At 62.5% G+C, this 21,605-nt stretch carries 17 protein-coding genes; 8 read left to right on the top strand and 9 right to left on the bottom strand.

Annotated elements, in window-relative coordinates; all coding sequences use genetic code 11:
- Window positions 1-6: 6 nt before the first annotated feature.
- The 5 genes from X756_RS1000000167015 to X756_RS162010 form a co-directional block, all read right to left on the bottom strand.
- On the bottom strand, window positions 7-153 hold the full coding sequence (locus tag X756_RS1000000167015) for a hypothetical protein (RefSeq protein ID WP_023686592.1): 147 nt from the start codon (window positions 151-153) through the stop codon (window positions 7-9).
- Window positions 154-231: 78 nt separating this feature from the next.
- Window positions 232-486: a GlsB/YeaQ/YmgE family stress response membrane protein gene (locus tag X756_RS162025; protein WP_023704219.1), complete on the bottom strand. Its 255-nt coding sequence runs from the start codon at window positions 484-486 to the stop codon at window positions 232-234.
- Window positions 487-591: 105 nt separating this feature from the next.
- Window positions 592-798: a hypothetical protein gene (locus X756_RS162020; protein ID WP_023683046.1), complete on the bottom strand. Its 207-nt coding sequence runs from the start codon at window positions 796-798 to the stop codon at window positions 592-594.
- An 80-nt stretch (window positions 799-878) separates the two neighbouring features.
- Complete coding sequence (locus X756_RS162015; protein WP_023698188.1) at window positions 879-1,499, bottom strand: ribonuclease D; 621 nt, start codon at window positions 1,497-1,499, stop codon at window positions 879-881.
- A gap of 77 nt (window positions 1,500-1,576) precedes the next feature.
- Complete coding sequence (locus X756_RS162010) at window positions 1,577-2,962, bottom strand: M20/M25/M40 family metallo-hydrolase (RefSeq protein WP_023728545.1); 1,386 nt, start codon at window positions 2,960-2,962, stop codon at window positions 1,577-1,579.
- 444 nt (window positions 2,963-3,406) lie between these two features.
- On the opposite strand from X756_RS162010, the gene polA reads away from it, so the two are divergent.
- Together polA and X756_RS162000 are read left to right on the top strand one after the other, a co-directional pair.
- A complete protein-coding gene (polA, locus tag X756_RS162005) occupies window positions 3,407-6,334 on the top strand; it encodes a DNA polymerase I (RefSeq protein ID WP_023728546.1) in 2,928 nt (975 codons plus the stop codon).
- Window positions 6,335-6,341: 7 nt separating this feature from the next.
- Window positions 6,342-6,830, top strand: coding sequence for a macro domain-containing protein (locus X756_RS162000; protein WP_023728547.1), 489 nt, complete (start codon window positions 6,342-6,344; stop codon window positions 6,828-6,830).
- Between the two features lie 8 nt (window positions 6,831-6,838).
- On the opposite strand, the gene X756_RS161995 is transcribed toward X756_RS162000, so the two are convergent.
- Entirely contained in the window at window positions 6,839-7,243 is a 405-nt protein-coding gene (locus X756_RS161995; RefSeq protein WP_023669789.1) for a Fur family transcriptional regulator, read from the bottom strand.
- 295 nt (window positions 7,244-7,538) lie between these two features.
- Between X756_RS161995 and X756_RS161990 the strand changes: the two genes are divergently transcribed.
- The 5 genes from X756_RS161990 to amrB all read left to right on the top strand — a co-directional run bounded on the left by X756_RS161990 (window position 7,539) and on the right by amrB (window position 15,854).
- Window positions 7,539-9,758 carry a caspase family protein gene (locus X756_RS161990; RefSeq protein WP_023728548.1) on the top strand — a complete coding sequence of 740 codons (2,220 nt, stop codon included), beginning with the start codon at window positions 7,539-7,541 and terminating at the stop codon, window positions 9,756-9,758.
- An 89-nt stretch (window positions 9,759-9,847) separates the two neighbouring features.
- Complete coding sequence (locus X756_RS161985; RefSeq protein WP_031202409.1) at window positions 9,848-10,240, top strand: hypothetical protein; 393 nt, start codon at window positions 9,848-9,850, stop codon at window positions 10,238-10,240.
- Window positions 10,237-10,950 (top strand): hypothetical protein, encoded by a 714-nt coding sequence (locus X756_RS161980; protein WP_023728549.1) that lies wholly within the window; start codon window positions 10,237-10,239, stop codon window positions 10,948-10,950. The genes X756_RS161985 and X756_RS161980 overlap by 4 nt, the downstream gene beginning before the upstream one ends.
- A gap of 12 nt (window positions 10,951-10,962) precedes the next feature.
- Window positions 10,963-13,986 carry a caspase family protein gene (locus X756_RS161975; RefSeq protein ID WP_031237752.1) on the top strand — a complete coding sequence of 1,008 codons (3,024 nt, stop codon included), beginning with the start codon at window positions 10,963-10,965 and terminating at the stop codon, window positions 13,984-13,986.
- A 149-nt stretch (window positions 13,987-14,135) separates the two neighbouring features.
- The gene (gene amrB / locus X756_RS161970; RefSeq protein WP_084569825.1) at window positions 14,136-15,854 is read left to right on the top strand and encodes an AmmeMemoRadiSam system protein B; all 1,719 of its coding nucleotides are present in this window, start codon (window positions 14,136-14,138) and stop codon (window positions 15,852-15,854) included.
- A gap of 29 nt (window positions 15,855-15,883) precedes the next feature.
- Here the strand turns inward: amrB and X756_RS161965 are convergent, their stop codons facing one another.
- Both X756_RS161965 and X756_RS161960 read right to left on the bottom strand, forming a co-directional pair.
- On the bottom strand, window positions 15,884-17,722 hold the full coding sequence (locus tag X756_RS161965) for a hypothetical protein (RefSeq protein WP_023728552.1): 1,839 nt from the start codon (window positions 17,720-17,722) through the stop codon (window positions 15,884-15,886).
- Between the two features lie 156 nt (window positions 17,723-17,878).
- Window positions 17,879-18,958, bottom strand: a complete 1,080-nt coding sequence (locus tag X756_RS161960) for a serine protease (protein WP_023691993.1) — start codon at window positions 18,956-18,958, stop codon at window positions 17,879-17,881.
- Window positions 18,959-19,360: 402 nt separating this feature from the next.
- Here X756_RS161960 and X756_RS161955 point away from each other — a divergent pair, with 402 nt between their 5' ends.
- Entirely contained in the window at window positions 19,361-20,452 is a 1,092-nt protein-coding gene (locus X756_RS161955) for a trypsin-like serine protease (RefSeq protein WP_023728553.1), read from the top strand.
- An 80-nt stretch (window positions 20,453-20,532) separates the two neighbouring features.
- Here the strand turns inward: X756_RS161955 and mgrA are convergent, their stop codons facing one another.
- Window positions 20,533-21,579, bottom strand: a complete 1,047-nt coding sequence (gene mgrA, locus X756_RS161950; protein ID WP_023728554.1) for an L-glyceraldehyde 3-phosphate reductase — start codon at window positions 21,577-21,579, stop codon at window positions 20,533-20,535.
- Window positions 21,580-21,605: the final 26 nt, after the last annotated feature.

Here is a 21,605-nt window from a genome sequence, read left to right on the forward strand (position 1 = left end):
AATATTTCAATTCTGCTGGATCGAAATGCCCTTGTCGTCGATCTTCAGTTCGACGCCCTTGGGCTTGGTCTGTTCGTGATAGACATATGCACCGAGCGCGATGACCACGACAACGAGCGCGCCGACAAGGAGATAGAGAGTGTTCTGTTTCACGGCGCGCTCCTTTGGCAGCAATTCCAGGAAAGCACAGGCTTTCTCCTGAGGAATTGCGTTGAATGAAAACTTAGAGCGTCAAGCTCGCTTCAGAACCTTGACCAGCACCAGCAGGATGACGGCGCCGATCGTGGCGTTGATGATGGCAGCCAGAATGCCGCCGCCGATAGCGAAGCCGAGCCTTGGAAATAGCCAGCCGGCGATCAGGGCGCCGATAATGCCGACGATGATGTTGCCGATGAGGCCGAAGCCGAAGCCCGAGACGATGAGGCCGGCGAGCCAGCCGGCAATGGCGCCGATGATGATGAAGATGAGAAGGCTTTCGATGCCCATGACGCGTTCCTCCAGGAAGAGAGGCTACGGAGCGGAAGGCCCCGAATCGGCCTCGATATCAACGACTTCAGGCTATGCGAAAGCAGTTGCACCCGCCAGCGACGCTCATTGGTCGTCGTCATCGTCGCTGGAGACTGGCCGCCAGCTGGTCGGGTCGACCTTTTTCTGGGTATCGCTGTCGGTGTAGACCCACCAGGCGCCGTCGCGATATTGCCCGACGGATTCGCTGACGACGCCGGCGCCGTCCTTCCACAGGACAGTGACCTTGGATCCATCCGTCGGGGCGGTCGCTATCGGTTTGCGGTCTGCCACGTCATCCCCCTCATTGAGTCGACAGAACGCCACGACGCGTGTCTGGTTGCAAGGCTGCCGGAAGAGTTATCCGAAGGCCATCAGCTGTGGGCAAAAATATCCTCTTCGTCCCAACCCATCAAATCGAGCTTGGCACGCGTCGGCAGGAAGCGGAAGCAGGCGTCGGCTTCCTTGGTGCGCCCGTCCCGCGCCAGGCGTCCAGCCAGCACCTCGCGCAGACGGTGCAGATAGAGAACGTCGGAAGCGGCATATTCGAGCTGTTCGGGTGACAGGGTCTCGGCCGCCCAGTCCGACGATTGCTGCGCCTTCGACAGGCCGACGCCAAGCAGTTCGAAGCAGATGTCCTTCAAGCCGTGCCGGTCGGTATAAGTGCGGGTCAGCCGCGAGGCGATCTTGGTGCAGAACACCGGCTCCGGCATGACGCCGAAGGCGTTGTAGAGCACGGCGAGGTCGAAACGGCCGTAGTGGAACAGTTTCGATATGCCGCGGTTGCGGAGCAGGCTGACGAGGTTCGGCGCTTTCTTCTGGCCGGGCGCGATCTGGATCACGTCGGCGGAGCCATCGCCCGGAGAGATCTGCACCACGCACAGCCGGTCGCGGTGCGGGTTCAAGCCCAGCGTCTCGGTATCGATGGCCACCGCGTCGACATTGTAGTGGGCGAGGTCGGGCAGATCGTTCTTGTGGAAGCGGATGTCGGGCATAGTTGTCTCCGGATCGCGGCGTAACTCGTCCTCGCCGCGATCCGCTGAAAAATCAACAAGAAAACTTCCCAGCCTCCTCAGCGCGTCAGCGCATCGAGAATGCGCGCCCAGGAGCGCTGGCCCTTGTGGAAGGAGGTCAGCTCGTATTTCTCGTTGGGCGAGTGGATGCGGTCGTCGTCGAGGCCGAACCCGACCAGCAGCGATTCCATGCCGAGATAGGTCTGGAAGTCGCCGACCACCGGTATCGAGCCGCCGCTGCCCGTCGTCACCGCTGGCTTCGGCCATTCATCCGACAGCGCAGTCTTGGCCTTGGCCAGGAATGGCGAGTCGTAGGAAAGCTGAATTGCCGGCCCGCCGCCATGCGGGTGGAATTCGACCGAACAGTCCCCGGGAATGCGCGCCTTGACGAATTTCCGGAAAGCCGCGCGGATCTTCTCGGGGTCCTGCTTGTGGACGAGGCGGAAGGAGATTTTGGACGACGCTTCCGCCGCGATCACCGTCTTGAACCCCTTGCCGGTATAGCCGCCGATGATGCCGTTGAACTCGGCCGTCGGCCGCGCCCAGGTCAGTTCCATCACCGAGCGGCCTTTTTCGCCCGACGGGATCGAGAGGCCGATCGGTCCGAGGAAGGTCTCGGCTGTCTCGCCCAATGTCTCCCAGGATTTCAGGATCTGCGACGGCGTCTCCTCGACCCCGTCATAGAAGCCGGGAATGGTGATGTGGCCGTTCTCGTCATGGATGTCGGCGAGGATTTTCGCCAGGATGCGGATCGGGTTGGCGGCGGCGCCGCCATAGAGGCCCGAATGCAGGTCGCGATCGGCGGCCTTGACGGTGACCTCCTCGCCGACCATTCCGCGCAGCGAAACGCAGATCGACGGCGTCTCGCGGTCCCACATGCCGGTGTCGCAGACCAGCGCGAAATCGGCCTTCAGCTCATCGGCATTGGCCTCGAGGAACGGCTTCAGCGACGGCGAACCGGACTCCTCCTCGCCCTCGAACAGGATGGTGATGCGGCAGGGCAGATTGCCATGCACCTGCTTCCAGGCGCGGCAGGCCTCGACGAAGGTCATCAGCTGCCCCTTGTCGTCGGCCGAGCCGCGGCCGGTGATTACCTTGTGACCGGGCTCGATCTCATTGACCGCCGGCGCAAACGGGTCGTTCTCCCAAAGCTCGATCGGATCGACCGGCTGCACGTCGTAATGGCCGTAAAACAGCACATGCGGCGAACCGGCGGGGCCTTCATGGTGCGCAACCACCATCGGGTGTCCCGGCGTGTCGCGCACCGAAGCGTCGAAGCCGATCAGCTTGAGGTCCGCCACCAGCCATTCGGCGGCCTTGCGGCAGTCGGCGGCATAGTCTGAATCGGTGGAGATCGACTTGATGCGGAGCAGGCCGAACAGGCGCTCCAGGCTCTGGTCGAGATTTTTGTCGAGACGGTCGAGGACGGAGGAAATGGTGGACATTACTGCGGGCCTTTCTTTTCGGTGCCGGGACCGTAAAGGCAGCGCATCAAAACGAAAAGCCCGCGATCGTTGGACCACGGACCGTAAACACTTGTCAGAAGGCAAAAAAGAACCGCCGTGGTGGAGGGGAACCACGGCGGTCTTTTACTCGAAACGATGCGGCAGCCCGGAGAGGGGGGATAGGCTGCCGCAATTGTCCGGGATAGGCGGGGGACGGGCCTTGCTCCGGACTCGGCGAAAACTGCCGATGACCTTTATCTGTGTCTCGGATCGTGGCGTTTCAAGGGCACAAAAATTACACTTTTGTAACATAGCCGTGAGCGCCGAGGCAAACAGCAGCAGGACCTATCGGCAGGCAGGCTCTGTCAGCATGTCGCCGCAACACCTGTTGGAAGCCCGCCTTTGCCATGGACCGCGCCGTCCTGCCGCGCTATCCCTGCCGGCATGAAAAAAGGCGACCATCTCTTCCTTATCGACGGCTCCGGCTACATCTTTCGCGCCTATCATGCGCTGCCGCCGCTGACCCGCAAATCCGATGGGCTGCCGGTCGGCGCGGTCTCCGGCTTCTGCAACATGCTGTGGAAGCTGATGCAGGACGCCCGCAACACCGATGTAGGAATTGTACCGACGCATTTAGCGGTCATTTTCGATTATTCGTCGAAAACCTTCCGCAATGATCTCTACCCGGAATACAAGGCCAACCGCAACGCACCGCCCGAAGACCTGATCCCGCAATTCGGTCTGATCCGCCAGGCAACCGTGGCCTTCAACCTGCCTTGCATCGAGATCGAAGGCTACGAGGCCGACGACCTCATCGCCACTTATGCCAGGCTGGCGTGCGAGGCCGGCGGCGACACCACTATCATCTCCTCCGACAAGGATCTGATGCAGCTGGTCGGACCCACGGTCGGCATGTACGACCCGATGAAGGACCGCCAGATCGGCATCCCCGAAGTCATCGAGAAATGGGGCGTGCCGCCGGAAAAGATGATAGACCTGCAGGCGCTGACCGGCGACTCCGTCGACAATGTGCCGGGCGTACCCGGCATCGGGCCGAAAACGGCGGCGCAGCTTCTGGAACAGTTCGGCGACCTTGACGGGCTGCTCGCCCGGGCCAGCGAGATCAAGCAGGACAAGAGGCGCGAATCCATCATCGCCAATGCCGACAAGGCGCGCATATCGCGCCAGCTGGTGACGCTGAAGAACGACGTGCCGGTGACCGACGGGCTCGACGATTTCGTGCTGCATGCGCCGGATGGGCCGAAGCTGATCGGCTTTCTCAAAACCATGGAATTCACCTCGCTGACCCGCCGTGTGGCCGAGGCGACCAGCACCGAAGCCGGCGATGTGCAGGCTGTCGCAGTCACCGTCGAGCGCGCCGACACCGCGCACGGCCCCGATGTCGGCTCCGGCACACCGGTGCCTGCGGCAACACAGGATGAAGCCAAAACCGAAACCGCCAGGGCCGGGGACGCGCCTTCGCTGCTTGCCGCACTTCGCCTGGAAACGGCCGCCGCGGCCAAAATCGATCCTGCCGCCTATGTCGCCATCCGCGACACGGCAACGCTCAAGACCTGGCTGGCCCAAGCCAAGGAGACCGGAACCGTCGCCTTCGACACCGAAACCACGTCTTCCGATCCGATGCTGGCCGACCTCATCGGTTTCTCCCTGGCGATCGGCCCCGGCCGCGCCGCCTATGTGCCGCTCGCCCACAAGAGCGGCGCCGGCGACCTGCTCGGCGGCGGCACGCTGGAGAACCAGATTCCGGTCCGCGAGGCGCTGGCGCTGCTGAAGCCGCTGCTGGAAGACAAATCGGTGCTCAAGATCGCCCAGGACGCCAAATACGACATCGTCGTCATGAGCCGCCACGGCATCGATATCGCACCCTTCGACGACACGATGTTGATTTCCTATGTGCTCGACGCCGGCACCGGCCACCACACTTTGTCCTCGCTTGCCGACAAATGGCTCGGCCATGCCACGACGCCGCTCAAGGATCTCGCCGGTTCAGGCAGAAGCTCGGTCGGCTTCGACCAGGTCGACATCGACCGGGCGACCGCCTACGCCGCCGGCCATGCCGACGTGACGCTGCGGCTATGGCAGGTGCTGAAGCCGCGGCTGGCCGCCAAGGGCCTGGTCTCGGTCTATGAGCGGCTGGAGCGTCCGCTGGTGCCGGTTCTGGCGCGTATGGAGCAGCGCGGCATCTCGGTCGACCGCCAGATTCTGTCGCGGCTCTCCGGCGAGCTGGCGCAAGGCGCGGCACGGCTGGAAGAGGAAATCTACGGCCTTGTCGGCGAGCGCATCAACATCGGGTCGCCAAAGCAACTCGGCGACATCCTGTTCGGCCGCATGGGCCTGCCCGGCGGCTCCAAGACCAAGACCGGGCAATGGTCGACCTCCGCGCAGCTTCTGGAAGACCTCGCCGCCGAAGGCCACGAACTGCCGCGCAAGATCGTCGACTGGCGTCAGCTGACCAAGCTGAAATCGACCTACACCGACGCGCTGCCCGGTTTCATCCATCCCGACACCAGGCGCGTGCACACATCTTATGCGCTGGCCGCAACGACGACGGGCCGGCTGTCCTCCTCCGATCCCAATCTGCAGAACATCCCGGTGCGCACCGCGGAGGGACGCAAGATCAGGACGGCCTTCATCGCCGACAAGGGCCAGAAACTGGTCTCGGCCGACTACAGCCAGATCGAACTGCGCGTGCTTGCCCACGTCGCCGAGATCCCGCAGTTGAAGCAGGCCTTCGCCGATGGCGCCGACATCCACGCCATCACCGCCTCGGAAATGTTCAACGTGCCGGTCGAAGGCATGCCGTCCGAAGTGCGCCGCCGCGCCAAGGCGATCAATTTCGGCATCATCTACGGCATCTCGGCCTTTGGGCTCGCCAACCAGCTGTCGATCCCGCGCGAGGAGGCCGGCGCCTACATCAAGAAGTATTTCGAGCGTTTCCCCGGCATCCGCGACTATATCGAGGCAACAAAGGCCTATGCGCGCGAACATGGCTTCGTCGAAACCATCTTCGGCCGCCGCATCCACTATCCTGAGATCCGGTCGTCAAACCCGTCGATCCGTGCCTTCAACGAGCGCGCCTCGATCAACGCCAGGCTGCAAGGCACCGCTGCCGATATCATCCGCCGCGCCATGGTGCATATGGACGAGGCGCTGGAAAAGGCCGGCCTGTCCGCCCGCATGCTCTTGCAGGTGCATGACGAATTGATCTTCGAGACGGTTGAAGCGGAAGTCGAGGCGACGATCCCCGTGGTGCGCAGGGTGATGGAGAACGCGCCGATGCCGGCCATCTCGATGTCGGTGCCGCTGCATGTCGATGCGCGGGCGGCGAACAACTGGGACGAGGCGCATTGAAGGTGCGATGATTGTCTTTGTCACGGGAGACCTGCTGGCCGCCAAGGAAAGCTATATCGCTCAAGGCGTGGCAGAGGGCAATCAAGAGGGCCTTGGCACCGGACTTGCGCTGAAGATTTCGAAAAAGTGGCCGAATGTGCAGGCTGCGTTCAAGAAATATGCTCGGACCGGCAGGTTTATTGGCGGTCATATCTGGACATTGGAGCCAGACGGCAATCGGCCGGGCTTCATTTATCTGGCAACCCAGCCAGATATGTATCACGCCACGCTTCCCTATTTACGGAAAGCAGTTCGCGGGCTTGTGAAATGGGCCGACAAAAACCGGGTAGAATCCATCGCCTTGCCAAAAATCGGGTCTGGCCTTGGCAAATTATCTTGGCTCGACGAGGTGAAACCCCTGCTTATGGAGCAGCTAACACCTGGGCCTACGCGGTACGTCGTCTATGAGACATTCTTGAACGAATTCGAGAATAGCGCACCGCCTCGGCTCAAGTAGGAAGCAAGCTAAGCCGCCTCAGCCAGGCACTTGGCACACGTCCCTCGAAACTCGATCACCGCCTTCTTCGCAGCAAACCCGGTCGAGCGCACCCATTCGTCCAGCCGATGGTCGACGTCATGGTCGGACATCTCCATCACCTGCCCGCATGTGTCGCAGATAGCGAAGGCTGTCATCGAATGCGTATGGTCGTGCGGTTCGGCGCAGGCGACGAAGGAGTTGAGGCTTTCCAACCGGTGCACGAAGCCTGACTTCACCAGGCTGTCGAGCGCCCGGTAAACCTGTAGCGGCGCGCGGAAACCGCGCTCGCGCAGCTGGTCGAGAAGCGTATAGGCGCTGAGCGGTCCGCTGGCGGCCTCGAGCTTTTCGAGCACGCTCAGCTGATTCTTCGTCAGCACATCCCTTGCCGCCATGATCCCGTTTTCCGATCGTTTAGAGCATGATGCCGAAAAGTGTGGAGCGGTTCTCGGACGACATCACGTTCCATCTGTTTGATCCAGCGCCGCTCGCAAATCATTTCTGCCATGCGACGGTCTCAATTCCCTTGAGATAGCGATGAAGCGGGCTTTTTGCCACTGTTTCCGTTATCGCCATCGACACCATGACCACCACCGCCGATTGACGGCACCGACCACATTCAAAATACTGACAAAATTCGCGACGAAAGGTGCCGCACTTGCAAATTCGATCGGGCTTGGGGAAGCAATTATGATCAAACTGACACGACGGACGCTGCTCGTCGGCACGTCGGCGCTTGTGGCTGCCGGTACGGTTTCGTTCCGCGCTCTCGCCGCCTCGCGCACCTATCACGCGCTGCTGGTTGCCTGCACCGACTATCCGAACCTGCCGCAGAAGAACTGGCTGATCGGGCCGAAGAACGATGCCGGCCTGGTGCGCGACTATCTCCTGAAGAACACGCCCGATCCGGTGAAGTTCTCGGCCGAGAATGTGATCCTGCTCGCCAAGGACGTCGAAGGCGCCAACGGCCCGCCGACGCATGCGGCGATCAAGGCCGCCCTTGCCGACCTCGCCGGCAAGGTGCAACGCGACGATTTCGTCTATCTGCATCTGTCGGGCCACGGCGCCCAGCAGCCGCAGGCCAAGGCCGGCGACGAGACCGACGGCCTCGACGAGATTTTCCTGCCCTCCGATATCGACAAATGGATCAACCGCGAAGAGGGCGTGCCGAACGCGCTGGTCGACAACGAAGTCGGCGCCGCACTCGACGCCATCCGCGACAAGGGCGCCTTTGTCTGGGTGGTGTTCGACTGCTGCCATTCCGGCACCGCGACGCGAGCCGCGGAAGTCGATGACGAACTGGAGCGCAAGGTCGAGTTCGCCGACCTCGTCGGCGGCGACGACGCGGCGAGAGCAGCCGCGGTGAAGGCCTATGACGACATCTCGGCAAGCGCATCGCGCGGTTTCGACGAGAATGGCGGCCGCAAGCCGGCCTTCAACCTGACGCCGACCGGCGCAGAGCCAATCGCCCGGGGCAAGCTGGTCGCCTTCTATGCCGCGCAGACGGTCGAGACGACGCCGGAAATGCCGCTACCCAAGGGCACGCCCGACGCGCCGCGCTTCGGCCTGTTCACCTTCACGATCCTCTCGAAATTGGCCGAGAACCCCAACGTCACCTATCGCCAGCTCGGCCAGGCCGTGCTGCAGCAATATTCGGCCGATGGCCGCACAAGGCCGACGCCCCTGTTCGAGGGCGAACTGGACGCCCGCGTGTTCGGCACCGACAAGACCGACGCCGTCATGCAATGGCCGATTGCCGTCAAGGACGGCGATGCCGCGATCGGCGCCGGGCTGCTGCAGGGTCTGACCCCCGGCAGCAAGCTCGCCATTTTGCCTTCGGCGCTGTCGAATCTCTCCGACGCCGTCGGCTATCTCGAAGTGAAATCGGCAAAAAACCTCGAAAGCCAGCTCGCACCGGTCGAATTCGACGGCAAGCCGGCGCTTGCGCCGACGGCGGTGCCCGCCGGCGCCTATGCGCGCGTTGCCGAACTCGCAGTCGACTACAAGCTGCTGGTGGCAAAGCCGGCGCCGACCGCAGGGCTCGAAAAAGAAACCGAGCTGGTCAATTCGGTTCTGGACGAATTGGTGGCGAAGCCGAAGTCCGGCTTTCACATCGCGCTGGTCGAGCCCGGCAAGAGCGCCGATCTGCGGCTTGCGGTGCTGCGCGAAAAATCCATGGACGGCGCTGCCGCCAACGCCAGCGACGAACCGGCGCTGTGGTTCCTGCCGGCGTCCGGCGACATCAGCTTGAAGGACGGCAGCAAGCCGCCGCGCGTCGTCATCCATCAGGATGGCCGCGACAAGCTTGCGGAAAACACAGCCAAGACCCTGACCACGATCTTCCGCGCCACCGGCCTGTCGCGGCTCGCCGCGGCGTCCGACTACCGGCCGGACGAGGTCAGCGTCCAGTTCCTGATCAAGCGCCAGGACAGCGATGCGCTGGAGCCGATCGAATCGTCAACGGTGCCGCGCGTTTCGCCGGGCGATCAGGTACACATTGCGGCCAAGAACGGGTCCGACGAGTTCGTCGACATCAACGTGCTATATATCGGCAGCGACTATTCGATCACCCACATCGTCGCCGAGCGGCTGGCCCCGATCAATCAGCAGGCCGATCAGGGCCTGAAGGAAGGGCTGCTCGCCTTCACCGACACCAGCTTCGGCATGGAGCGAATGATTGCCGTGCTGACCGAGGCGCCGCCGCAAAGCGAGAAAGAGGATCTGAGCTTTCTTGCCCAGGAAGGCGTGCGCGCCGTGACGCGTGCCGCATCGGGAACGCCTGGTTTTTCCGACATGCTGGCCGACATCGGCATGGCGCCGGCGACGCGCTCGGTGATGCGGCTTGCCGACGAGAGCGGTCCCAAAGGCGCGGTGATGATCTTCCCGATGGAGACGGTGCCCCGCGCCTGACCTGACATCGCTTCGCCGGCTCTTGCCGGCGTGATATATGAACATTCCCGGCTCGCGACACTTCTATGCGCCGCGGCTGGATGCAACAGATGAGGACATCAGTGACTATCCCCGTGCTCTCCTGGCGTGCAGCGACGGTCGGCCTTGCCGGCAGCCTGTTGCTGGTTGCCAGCGCCTCGGCGGACGAGAATTGCGGCCTGTGCGCCAAGCAGATCGTCACCAATTCCGAGCTCGCCACCTGCTTTCTCGACCAGTACGACCAGATCGCCAAGACCGGCAACACGGCCGTTGTCGTCGATCTCTCCAGCTGCGCCTCGCGCGGCGTGGTCGAGCCCTTGCCGTCACCCAGCAAGGCGGCTGCCGAACCGGACGTGCAGTTCATGATTTCGCGCACGCAGCTCGATTGCCTGAAAAAGAAGCTGGAGACACCCGGCATCGTGCTTGACCCCACCGCCACCATCCAACTGGACAGCTGCGGATGAAAAAGCCGGGGGGCACTGCAACGCAGAAATCGCCGGCCACATCGGCGCCTCCGCCGGCCAAGAAGCCGGCGACCTTGCCCGAAACCACCGAAGGCTTTCCGTGGCCGAGCAGTCACGAGATCAAGAAGGAAGCCAACCCCTTCACCGAACGCGACTGGCGCATGCTGATCTACGCCTGGTCGGGTCTCGCCGTGCGCCTGGCGATCATCTTCACCCTGGCCTTCTCGGTCTTCCAGTTTCTCGCAAACCAGGAACAGAAGCGCGTCGAGCAGACGATGTCGCTGGTCGAGCTTTGGGAAAGCAAGGATTTTCAGCAGGCGCAGCGCGCGCTCAAGGAGCGCCTCTCGTCGCTCAACGCCAAATACGACAATCTGCTCAGCGCCACGCCGTCGCCGACCGAGGAACGGGTCTTCCGGCAACGCATTGGCATTCAGGCGATGACTGCCGGCGGCGGCACCATGCCGATCGCCGATTTCAACGACAATTTTGATCGCATCGTCTATTTCCTCAATCGTCTCTCCATCTGCGTTGAGGGCAAGCTCTGTTCGCGCGATGTCGCCGATGCCTATTTCCGCGACTATGCGGTGTCGTTCTGGAGCTATTTTGCCGGCTACATCGAAAAAGAGCGCAAGGCCGGTTCCGCCAGTTATGCCCAGGCGATCGAGAATTATGTGCGTCACGGGTCGCCGCCGCCCGCCGACTCCAAATAGCGGCGCAACAAGGTGCCGGGCAGCTCCCATCCCTTGCGTGCTATCCGGTGGCTAATCCTGGTCGGTCTTCTGGCGTTAACGTCAACCGCCGGTGCCGAGGACCTCGATTTCCACCTCGATCTCAACACCGGCGGCCACAGCGCCAGGGTCACCGACCTTGCCTTCACGCCGGACGGCGAGGAACTGGTCTCCGCATCTGACGACAAGACCATCCGCATCTGGGACTGGCAGAGCGGGGTGACGCTCCGCACCATCCGCGGTTATCTTGGCAATGGCAATGACGGCAAGGTCTTTGCGATTGCCGTGTCGCCGGATGGCAAGACGATCGCCGCCGGCGGTTATTTCGGCGCCGGCATCGGCGACAAGCCCCCTTATGGCGATGTCAGGCTGTTCGATTTCACCACCGGCAAGATCAAAACCGTGCTCAAGGCCGCCGACTATGCCATCTATGATGTCGCCTTTTCACCCGACGGAAACACGCTCGCCGCCGGCGGTGGCGATGGTTTCGTCTACCTCTGGCGGGCGGACGACAAATCCGCGTCGGGCTGGACGCTGACGGAAAAACTCGATGCCGATTCCTGGCGTGTGGAAAAGCTCGCCTTCGCCGCTGCGGGAACCCGGCTGGTGGCGACGACCACCGACAACGGCATAAGGCTCTGGGACATCGCCAAGTCAGAGGAAATCGCTTTACCCGCCGAGGCCGAACCGCTGCGCGATGTCGGCGTCGCCGCACTCGCCGTGTCATTGGATGGCAGCCTGTTCGCCACCGGCAGCAAGGACGGCGACGTCCAGCTCTGGCAGGCCAGCACCGGCAAATTCGTCCGCGCCATGCCGAAGCAGGATTTCCAGATCGGCGCTCTGAGCTTCGCCACGGGTTCGCGGCTTGTTGCGTCATGCAGCTATCGCTGCGCCGACAAGCATCGCTCGGCGGTCTGGAATACCGACAGCGGCGAGCAACTGCTCGATTATAACGGCCATGACGGCACGGTCTTTGCTGGCGCCGGCAATGCCGACGGCTCGCTGGTGGCGACAGCCGGCGGCACCCGCAACGCCATCCAGGTCTGGAACCCCATGACCGGCGAGCGCAAGGCGCTGCTGCAAGGGGTCGGCGAACCGGTGACGGCGATCGGGATCGATGCGGCGAGCAGCTCCATCGCTTGGGGCAACACCAACCCCTGCCCTGAACGCGTGTCCTGTCCCGAGCTGCAGGGCACGCTGGACAAGGTGCTGGCGCTACCGACGGCCGAGCGGTTCTTCGAGGACCCGGTGGCGTTTGCGGAACAGGGCGCCTATGCCCGCGCGGCACTCGCACAGGGTGAGTGGTCGCTCCGTGCTGCCCCCGGCGGCAAGGACGGCCTGGAGAATGCCGTGCTCGAAATCGCGAGCGGCGGAAAGGTGATGCGCAGCATCGAGAATTCCGCCACCAATGGCTTCGTCCATTCGGCTTACACGCTGATCGGCAATGGGCTTGGCCTGATCACCGGCGGCAGCGACGGCACGCTGTTGGAATACAAAACCGCGACCGCCGAGCTATCGGGTGAATTCACCGGCCACACCGGCGAGATCAACGCCATGGTTGCCGCCGAGAAGGAAGGGCTGTTGGTCACCAGCAGCGCCGACCAGACCGTGCGGCTGTGGAATTTGAAGACACACAAACTGATAGTGTCGATGTTCTTCGCCGGCTCCGAATGGATCGCCTGGATGCCGCAGGGCTACTATTATTCCTCCGCCGACGGCGACAAGTTGATCGGCTGGCACGTCAATCAGGGTCGCGACCACGAAGGGCGTTTCATCAGCGCCGGCCAGCTGAAAAAATATCTCTGGAGCCCGGAAATGGTGCGCCGGGCCATCATCCTGCGCAGCGCCGAACAGGCGGTTCAGGAAATGCGCCCCGGCGTCGACCGCGAGCTGGAAAAGCTGCTCGAGCGCAAACCGCCGGAATTCGGCATCAAGCTTGCCGCCGACCAGAGCAACGTCCGCGAGGGCTATGTCGCCGTCGAGATTTCGGGCGCGCAGGAAGCCGGCGCCGATGTCGCCGGATTTTCGATCCTGTCGGACAGCCGCAATGTCGGCGATGTCACCGCTCGGTCAATCGATGGCGGCAAGAGCACCATCGTCGAAGTGCCGGTCGAGAATGGCGAAAATACCATTCGCATCACCGGCACCAACGAGTTCGGCTATCTGACCGAGCGCAGTGTCACAGCACTTGCCAGGAAAACCGAAAATCCAGCCAACAAGGGCAAGCTCTACGTCGCCGTGATCGGCGTCGACAAATATCCTTTCCTCACCGATGCATGCGCCGGCCACGCCTGCGATCTGCGCTATCCCGTCGATGACGCCACCGAATTCCTCAAGGTGATCTCGCAGAAATCCGCGCCCTTGTTTTCGGCGATGGAGACGCTGGTTCTGGTCAACCGCGAAGCGCTGGATGAGGCGCCCGATTCCGGCAAGGACGTGTTCAAGGTCGCCAGCGCCGACACCATCCTGGAACCGGATTCCGACACCATCGACGACCAGCTCGCCGACTTCCTCGACAAACCCGGCGAGAACGACACCACCATCATTTTCGTCGCCGGTCACGGCATCAACATCGACGAAGACTATTATTTCATCCCCACGGACGGCCGCAAACAGGATCCCGACCGCTGGAAGCGCTCCTCGCTGGTCGACTGGGGCGACATCCAGAAGTCGGTTGAGCGGGCCAAGGGCATGCGCTTCATGCTGCTCGACACCTGCCACGCCGCCAACGCCTTCAACCCGCGCCTGGAAAAAGACGCGCAGGACGCACGCATCGTCGTCTTCTCGGCCACCGCTGCCAACAACACCGCCGCCGAACTGCCCGAGCTCGGCCATGGCGTCTTCACCTATTCGATCCTCGAAGGCCTGCGCGGCCGGGCCAAGACCTCCGACGGCGGCGTGACGCTGTTCGGCCTCGCCGACTATATTTCGCGCGAAGTGCTGCGGCTGACCGCGTCCAAGCAGAAGCCGTTCTACTATGTCGGCGGCGTGGAGAACATTGTGCTGGCTGAGCCGTGAGGGGTTTGCGCCAAGGCACCCCCCTCTGCCCTGCCGGGCATCTCCCCCTCAAGGGGGGAGATTGGCAGCTTCTTTGGCGACGCCTTTTTCTTCACCGTTGGAGATTCGCGAAAACCGCAAAACAGCTAATCTCCCCCCTTGAGGGGGAGATGTCCGGCAGGACAGAGGGGGGTGCCTGGGCGCAAACCATCGTGCGGCATTTTGCAGGCGCCTTCTTTATTTTGTCACGCCTCCAAGCGTCCGCAGCCCCCATCACCTGTCCACCGGGCGATGCCAACTTCCCGTCCTTCTACGCCGACCCCACGCTCTTCACCGACGCCATCTCCGCCGTCGCCAAGCTCACCCCCTCCAACCAACGCCTCACCGGCATCACCGTCCCCCACCACCTGCTTGTCGCCGATCTGGTCGCGCTCGGTTTCCATGCCGCGTCCGGCTTCCGCTACAAGCGCATCGTCATCCTGGCGCCGGACCATTTCCACGAGACGCAAAAACTCTTCGCCACGACGCCGCGCGGTTTTGAAACAGTGCTCGGTCCAGTCCAGGCCGACACGGAAGCCGTGCACCTTCTGGAAGCGAACAGCGACATGGTCGAAGACTCCTGCCTGTTCGCCAGGGAGCATGGCGTGCAGGCGATGCTGCCTTTCCTGCATCACTATTTCCCCGAAGCTGAAATCGTGCCGGTGGCGATGTCGGTCAAGGCGAAGCGCGGCGACTGGGACCGGCTGGCGCAGGCGCTGAAAGCGATCGTCGACAAGGACACGCTGATCGTCGAATCCACCGATTTCTCCCACTATCTGCCGCAGCACCAAGCCAGGCGTTTCGACCAGCAGACGCTGAACATGCTCGCCGCCGGTTCGCTCGACGGCATCGCGGCGCTGCGGCAGCCGGATCACGCCGATTCGGTCGGTGCGCTCTATATCCAGACCAGGCTGCAGCGCGAACTGTTCGGTGCTGCGCCCCTGGTCGTCGCCAACGAGAACTCGCAGGCGCATTCGGGCGACTATGTCGAGCGCACCACCAGCTATGTCGTGGCGCTGTTCGGCGCCTTCGGCCCCGGCTTGAACAATCCTGCCCGTCCCGACGACAAGCTCTATTATTTCGCCGGCGACGTGAATTTCGGTCGCGCCATGATGAGGATCCTGGTCCGCGACGGTGTTGCCGAGAAGATCGTCGACAGCGTGCTGGCCCTGACCCGCTCGCGGCCGCTGATCGTCAATCTCGAAGGCGTCATCCTGCCCAACGTCCCTGAAGCGATCGACGACATGACGCTGGCGATGCCAACCGATCTCGCCATCGGCATGCTGAAGAAATTGCATGTCGCCGCTGTCAGCCTTGCCAACAATCACGCCTATGACCTCGGCCCGTCAGGCTATGCCGAGACGCTGGCCGCTCTGGACGCCGCCGGCATCGCCCATTTCGGCCAGGGCGAGACGCTGGCGCTTGCCGATCTCGACCTGGTCGGGCTGACCGACATTGATACCAACGGCTCCAGGAACACCGACCTTCTGACGCCTGCTTTGCTCGACCGGCTGCTGCACGACAATGCCGAGCGGCCGGTGATTGCCTTCGTCCATTGGGGCCGCGAGTACAAGACGGAGCCGTCGCCGCGCGAGGAGATGCTTGCCGACCAGATGCGGCTGCGCGGCGTCACGGCAATCGTCGGCGGCCATCCGCATGTATCGAGCGAGGCGATCCTTCCGCTCGGCGGCGGCGATGTTGCGGAGATCTATTCGCTCGGCAATTTCCTGTTCGACCAGAAGGCCGAACGATCGTCCGGGTCGATGCTGGAACTCAGGGTGTTCAGCCAGGGCACGATCTTTGCCAGGCTGATCCCGCTGCCCAATTATTTCGAGATGGGCTCGAAATAACGCGATTCCCGAAAGGACGTGACAGGACCTCAACAGCCTTGCATATCTTCCGGCAGATAGCAGACCGCCGGCTTGGTGCTGGTTTCAAACAGCGACTGCTTCGGCCTGAAATAGAAGAACGTGGCCGGCTTGCTCTCCCGTGTGCTGCCATCGGCGAAATGGGCGGCGATGCTGAAGCGATGGATCGACGACATTGACGACCACATTTTCAGCCGTGCCGTGTAGGCGCTGAGATGCTTATTGCCGCGCACCGGCATGGGGATGCTGTAATCGGTCTTGCCGATCGGAAATTCGATGTTCTGGTAGCGCAGCGCTTCGGGCGACGCGCCGCCGCCATCGCCGCATTCGGCGAGCGATTCTGGAACCTCGATGCTGACCAGCGAGACGATGACGCGAAACGGCTCGCTCTGTTGGTAGATAGCGCCCTGTTCGTCCGCCCAGGAATAATCGAGCTTGCCAATCCCGGTCACGCTCATTTTCTCGACGCTGCCGCTGATGTAATCGACAACGTCGCCGAACTTGACCTTGTTGGCCACCTGGGCGCGGCAGACATCCAGGCTGTCCCTTGACGGGCAAGTGAAGCGCTCGGTCTCGAGCGTGGTTGTGTCGACGCCGGCTTCAATCAGCACGTTCTTGATCGAGACGTCGACGCCGTCGCCGAAAGTGCCGATGTCCTTCGTGAACGTGCGGCTCGGCTCGCCGGTCGCGTTGTCCTCCTCGTCGGTCCTGGTGAACTGGATCGACATCTTCATGTCTTTCACGTCGCCCCAGCCATTGTTGACGATCGAGAAGTCGGGGCGGAAGCCGACGCAGCCATAATGCTCGCTGATCGACAGCATCGGCTTGCGGTAGGCCTCGCTCGCGGCCACCTTCATTTCCAGGCTGTCGATCTTGACCCTCGACTGGTCGGTGGTCTTGAGGTCGACTTCGGCGAAGGCCGGCGCCGTCTCCCAGTCCATGCCTTCATAGACATTGCCGGTACGAATCTCTCCGGTGCCGTTCCAGGCATCATTGTACTGGTCCGACACCGGATAGATCGCGATGTCTTCGTCGCGCACCAGATGCTGGTACTGCATGTCGGCCTGCTGCGTCATGCGCTGGTCGACGGCAATGCCGATCTCGACCTTGTCGGCGGAACCGCCGCCGGTCTGCGCCTTGAGCAACCCGCCCACTCTGGCATCGGCCAGCACGTCGGGGCGCGCACCGCCGATCTCCTTGCCCATCGCCCATTGCGACCAGTAGACGGTGCCGCCGGGCAACCGGGTGCGGCCCTTGCCATCCTTCAGCCCATCGGCAAAAGAGCCGACGAATATCTTGCCTGTCTTCGTCTCCAGCCTGCCCTCGCCATTCGGCACACCGGCCCTGAATTGCCCTTCATAGCGATTGCCGTCGGCATCGACATGGATCGCATGGCCGTCGAGCTGGCCGGCGACCCAATGGCCGTCGAGAATCTCGCCCGAACGCAGCTCCAGCCGGCCTTGTCCTTCGGGGCGGCCATTCCTGATCTCGCCGAAATAGCTGGAATAGATCGTCTTGGGGTCGTAGCTCGCCGAGCCGCGTACGCGCCAGACCAGCCTGCCCTTGCCGTTGACGGTGCCGTCGGCTGCGACGGTGCGGTCCGGCGACACGCCGGCTGCCGGCTCCCAGGTGAAATCAAGACCCAATTCCGGGTGGGAATCCCAGACCCGTACATTCTTGCGCAGCACCGAACGTGTTTCGCTTTGATAGAGGATTTGCACCCGCTCGGCCCAGGCGCCATCGGGTGCGGCACCGCCTTGATCGGCCATAGCGGAAAAGCATGTCAGTGCGGCCAGCATGGATGCAGCCGCCATCGCTTTGACCCCGAAGATCATTCTTGCCCGCGCCATCTTACCCAACCCCTTGGATCGCCTAGCGTAAGCACCGCTGCAACACAGTGCAAGAGAGGTGTTTCGATACTAAAAAAACCGGCGGCAGGAACGTCCCGCCGCCGGTTTGGTAGTGCTGGTTATCGCCGCTGTTTGCCGGCGAAAGATCATTCAGCCTTATTTGTACAGGCTGTTGATCCACGCCACGTTGGCGGCGTTCAGGCGCACCGCAGTGTTGGCGTTGGGGCTTTCGGCCACGTTCACGCCGGTGACGACGCGCTGCTTGGCGCCATTGTCGTAGGCGTAGACCGAGCTGCCGCTCGACCCCGGATAGGTGTCGCAGTCGTACTGGAAATACTCCGCGCCGACGTTTTCGGCTTTCACTTCGCAGGTCGCCTTCCACATCGTTCCCATCGGCTTGTCGCCGGGATAGCCAACGATGTTTGCGGTGAAATCGCCGAGGTTCTCATAGTTGGCATAACCCAGCCAGCCGAGATTGGTGCCGACATCCTGCTTCAGCGTAATGATGCCGAGGTCCCACGGAATGACCGAGCCGTAGTAACCCTGATAATTGTCGATGAAGCCCTGCAGGATATAGACGCTCTCGTAGCTGAAAGCGCCAAACGGTGCATCGTCGGCGGTGTTGCCGTTGAGCGACGGCACGAAGATGACGTCGTCGAGCCAAGCCTTATCTTCATTGCTGTAGAGGCAATGCGCGGCGGTGAGCACCGTGCGCGGACCGATCAGGGTTCCCGAGCAGCTGCCATAACCGCTCTTGGCTTTGCCTTCGATATACCCGATCGCGGTGAACGGGTAGGTCTTGGTGTTCTTGATCTGCTCGCGATCGTCGGCCCCGAACACCTGGCGGCCGGCTTCGTCGCCGCCCGTCAATCCGGTCTTGTCGGCGTTCGGTGTGTTGGCGGGCGCGTTCAATTCCTTGATGACAAGGTCCTTCAGCGTCTCGCCTGCATCGATCTTGATGTCCTTGCCATCGGCGGAACGTCCGACGATGCCATAGGATTTGACCGCCGTGCCCTCGTCGGTCAGCGGCGCTGCCCGGCTGGCTTCATCTTCGGTCAGTTTCGGCGGCGCGATCGGCTTTGCACGGCCGGGCTGGTAGTCGCCCGTTCCGAGATCGCGCATGCTTTCGCCATTGCCGGCATTCGCTGAGCCGGGATCGGCGGCGAAGGCAGGCATCGTCCACAGTGCGGTGGATAGCAGTGCGGACGCAATGATAGTGCTTGTCAGTTTCGTCATGGTGAGACTCTCCCAAAAGTCAGCAAGGAGTGGAGCAAAATACAGAAATATTGTCGAGATCGTGGTGGAGTTAAAAAATTAGTTTGGTTACCCGCCCGTATCGGATCATCGGTCCGGGCGGCCTCGTTAAAGCCCTCCGCCAAACGCACCCGCGTCGATATACTGCCTAAAATAATCCAACATTGGCAATGACAAATCGCTTCCACGTAGGCCGTGGGGGGCTATAGGGTTTGGGTGGGCTCTGCCCGATGGGGCACGATTAGCAAAAGTGGTATTTCGGTTTTATGACCGCGCGGATGTCGTTCGTTCTGGCAGAAGGCGATCGAGGTACCGCTACCGCTTCTGTTGGTTATGCGTCAGTGCGGCATGGCTCGGCATTTTTCATCTCAGGAGGGTTTCAAGGTGAACATTATCCATCGGTTCAGGCCGCTTGCCGCTGCATCGCTGCTGGGCATCGCGGCCGCTTTCCCCGCCGTCAACGCGCTCTATGCAGCCGACGACGCCGCCAGGCCGGAAGCGGCGGTCTCGCCGATGCAGCGCGTCGCCGAATCCCGGGACAAGGCCAAGGCCGAGAATCCCGACGGGGCCGACCGCGTCTATGGCGGCAAGGAAGCCGACAAAGGGGCCTATCCGTTCCAGGTGGCGCTGCTGACCAGCGCCCGGCTGGACCCCAGCCCGGCCTCGCAGCCGAACGCGCAATTCTGCGGCGGCAGCCTGATTGCTCCGCAATGGGTGCTGACGGCGGCGCACTGCCTCAACGACAAGGGCCGGCCGACTTCACCCGACACGGTGACCGTGCTGACCGGCGCCACCGATCTTACCGAAGGCAAGCGCTACAAGGTGGTCGAGGTCATCGTCAACGAGGGCTACAGCGAACAGACGCTGGACAATGATCTCGGCCTGCTCCGGCTGGCGGAGCCCGCCGATGCGCCGGTCATCAAGATCACCAATGAGCCGACGCCAGACAGCGGCAAGACCACGGTCATCGGCTGGGGCAAGATGCAGGACGGCACCTTCCCGACCGCGCTGATGGTGGCCGATCTCGATCTCGAGCCGAGCGCTGCCTGCAACAGCGGCATCAAGTCGATCTATGCGCATGACCTAAAGGCGGCACTTGGCGATCTCTCCCACCGGATGCGTTATTCGGAAAAGGGCATCGATGCCGCCGCCAATGCGATCGCCGCCGATATGTCGGATCCGCTGACCAAGAACATGATCTGCGCCGGCACCGACAGCGGCGAACGCGACGCCTGCAACGGCGACAGCGGCGGTCCGCTGTTCATGACCGGCGCCAACGGTCCGGTCCAGGTCGGCGTCGTCTCCTGGGGCGAAGGTCCGTCCGACGGCACCGCCGCTTGCGGCCACAAGAATGCCTATGGCATCTACACGCGATTGGCCAACTATACGGGTTGGATCGAAGCCAAGATGAAGACCCCGGCTCCGGCAGCCGCGGCGGCGCCCAAGGCCGGTCTCGGCACGGCCAAGAAGCCCTGAACGGGCCCGAAGCTTGATAAACGCAAAACGGCGGGATCTTTCCCGCCGTTTTGATTCATGTCCGGTGCCGGCTGTTCCGCTTACTTCCGCGGCGGGCCTTTGCGCTCGGCCGACGCCGCCCACAGATTGATGTCGGACTCGCGTGCGTAAGTGTCGATTTCGGCGAGCTCGGCATCGCTGAACTCGAGCACCTTGAGCGCGCCGACGCAGTCCTCGACCTGTTCGGGCCGGCTGGCGCCGATCAGCGCCGAGGTGACCCGGCCCTTGCGCAGCACCCAGGCCAGCGCCATCTGCGCCAGCGTCTGGCCACGCTTGCCGGCGATCGCGTTCAGCGCCTGGATGTTAGCGATGGTCTTTTCGTTGATGAAGGCGGGCCGCAGCGACTTGCCTTGGCTGGCGCGGCTACCCTCGGGGATGCCGCCGAGATATTTGTCGGTCAGCATGCCTTGCGCCAGCGGCGAGAACACGATCGATCCGACACCGAGCCCTTCCAGCGTATCGAGCAGTCCGTCCTCTTCGACCCAGCGGTTGAGCATCGAATAGCTCGGCTGATGGATGATGCAGGGCGTACCGAGCTGCTTCAATATGCCGGCCGCCTCGCGCGTGCGCTGCGAATTGTAGGACGAGATGCCGGCATAGAGCGCCTTGCCAGAACGCACCGCATGGTCGAGCGCGCCCATCGTTTCCTCAAGCGGCGTATCCGGATCGAAGCGGTGCGAATAGAAGATGTCGACATAGTCGAGCCCCATCCGCTTCAGGCTCTGGTCGAGGCTCGCCAGCACATATTTGCGGCTGCCCCATTCGCCGTAAGGCCCTGCCCACATCTCATAGCCGGCCTTGGTCGAGATGATCAGCTCGTCGCGATAGCTGGCGAAGTCGGTGCGCAATATCTCGCCGAAGGCGATCTCGGCCGAGCCCGGCGGCGGACCGTAATTGTTGGCGAGATCGAAATGGGTGATGCCGAGATCGAAGGCCTTGCGCGCGATCGCCTGCTTGGTCTTGTGCGGCGTGTCGTTGCCGAAATTGTGCCACAGGCCGAGCGAGATCGCCGGCAGTTTCAGGCCGGATCGCCCACATCTGTTGTAGAGCATTTTCTCATAGCGGTGTTCAGCCGGCTGCCAGCGCATGGGTACAGATCCTGGATTGTATGGGT

The sequence above is a fragment of the Mesorhizobium sp. LNJC405B00 genome (assembly GCF_000502615.1).
GTDB lineage: Bacteria > Pseudomonadota > Alphaproteobacteria > Rhizobiales > Rhizobiaceae > Mesorhizobium.

Bases quoted from the DNA above. Each gene is read 5' to 3' on its own strand.
- X756_RS161995 (WP_023669789.1), bottom strand. From the start codon at position 7,243: ATGGCGGCAAGGGATGTGCTGACGAAGAATCAGCTGAGCGTGCTCGAA.
- X756_RS162010 (WP_023728545.1), bottom strand. From the start codon at position 2,962: ATGTCCACCATTTCCTCCGTCCTCGACCGTCTCGACAAAAATCTCGAC.
- polA (WP_023728546.1), top strand. From the start codon at position 3,407: ATGAAAAAAGGCGACCATCTCTTCCTTATCGACGGCTCCGGCTACATC.
- X756_RS162000 (WP_023728547.1), top strand. From the start codon at position 6,342: ATGATTGTCTTTGTCACGGGAGACCTGCTGGCCGCCAAGGAAAGCTAT.
- X756_RS161960 (WP_023691993.1), bottom strand. From the start codon at position 18,958: ATGACGAAACTGACAAGCACTATCATTGCGTCCGCACTGCTATCCACC.
- X756_RS162025 (WP_023704219.1), bottom strand. From the start codon at position 486: ATGGGCATCGAAAGCCTTCTCATCTTCATCATCATCGGCGCCATTGCC.
- X756_RS161985 (WP_031202409.1), top strand. From the start codon at position 9,848: ATGAGGACATCAGTGACTATCCCCGTGCTCTCCTGGCGTGCAGCGACG.
- X756_RS162015 (WP_023698188.1), bottom strand. From the start codon at position 1,499: ATGCCCGACATCCGCTTCCACAAGAACGATCTGCCCGACCTCGCCCAC.
- amrB (WP_084569825.1), top strand. From the start codon at position 14,136: ATGTCCGGCAGGACAGAGGGGGGTGCCTGGGCGCAAACCATCGTGCGG.
- X756_RS161980 (WP_023728549.1), top strand. From the start codon at position 10,237: ATGAAAAAGCCGGGGGGCACTGCAACGCAGAAATCGCCGGCCACATCG.
- X756_RS161990 (WP_023728548.1), top strand. From the start codon at position 7,539: ATGATCAAACTGACACGACGGACGCTGCTCGTCGGCACGTCGGCGCTT.
- mgrA (WP_023728554.1), bottom strand. From the start codon at position 21,579: ATGCGCTGGCAGCCGGCTGAACACCGCTATGAGAAAATGCTCTACAAC.
- X756_RS161965 (WP_023728552.1), bottom strand. From the start codon at position 17,722: ATGGCGCGGGCAAGAATGATCTTCGGGGTCAAAGCGATGGCGGCTGCA.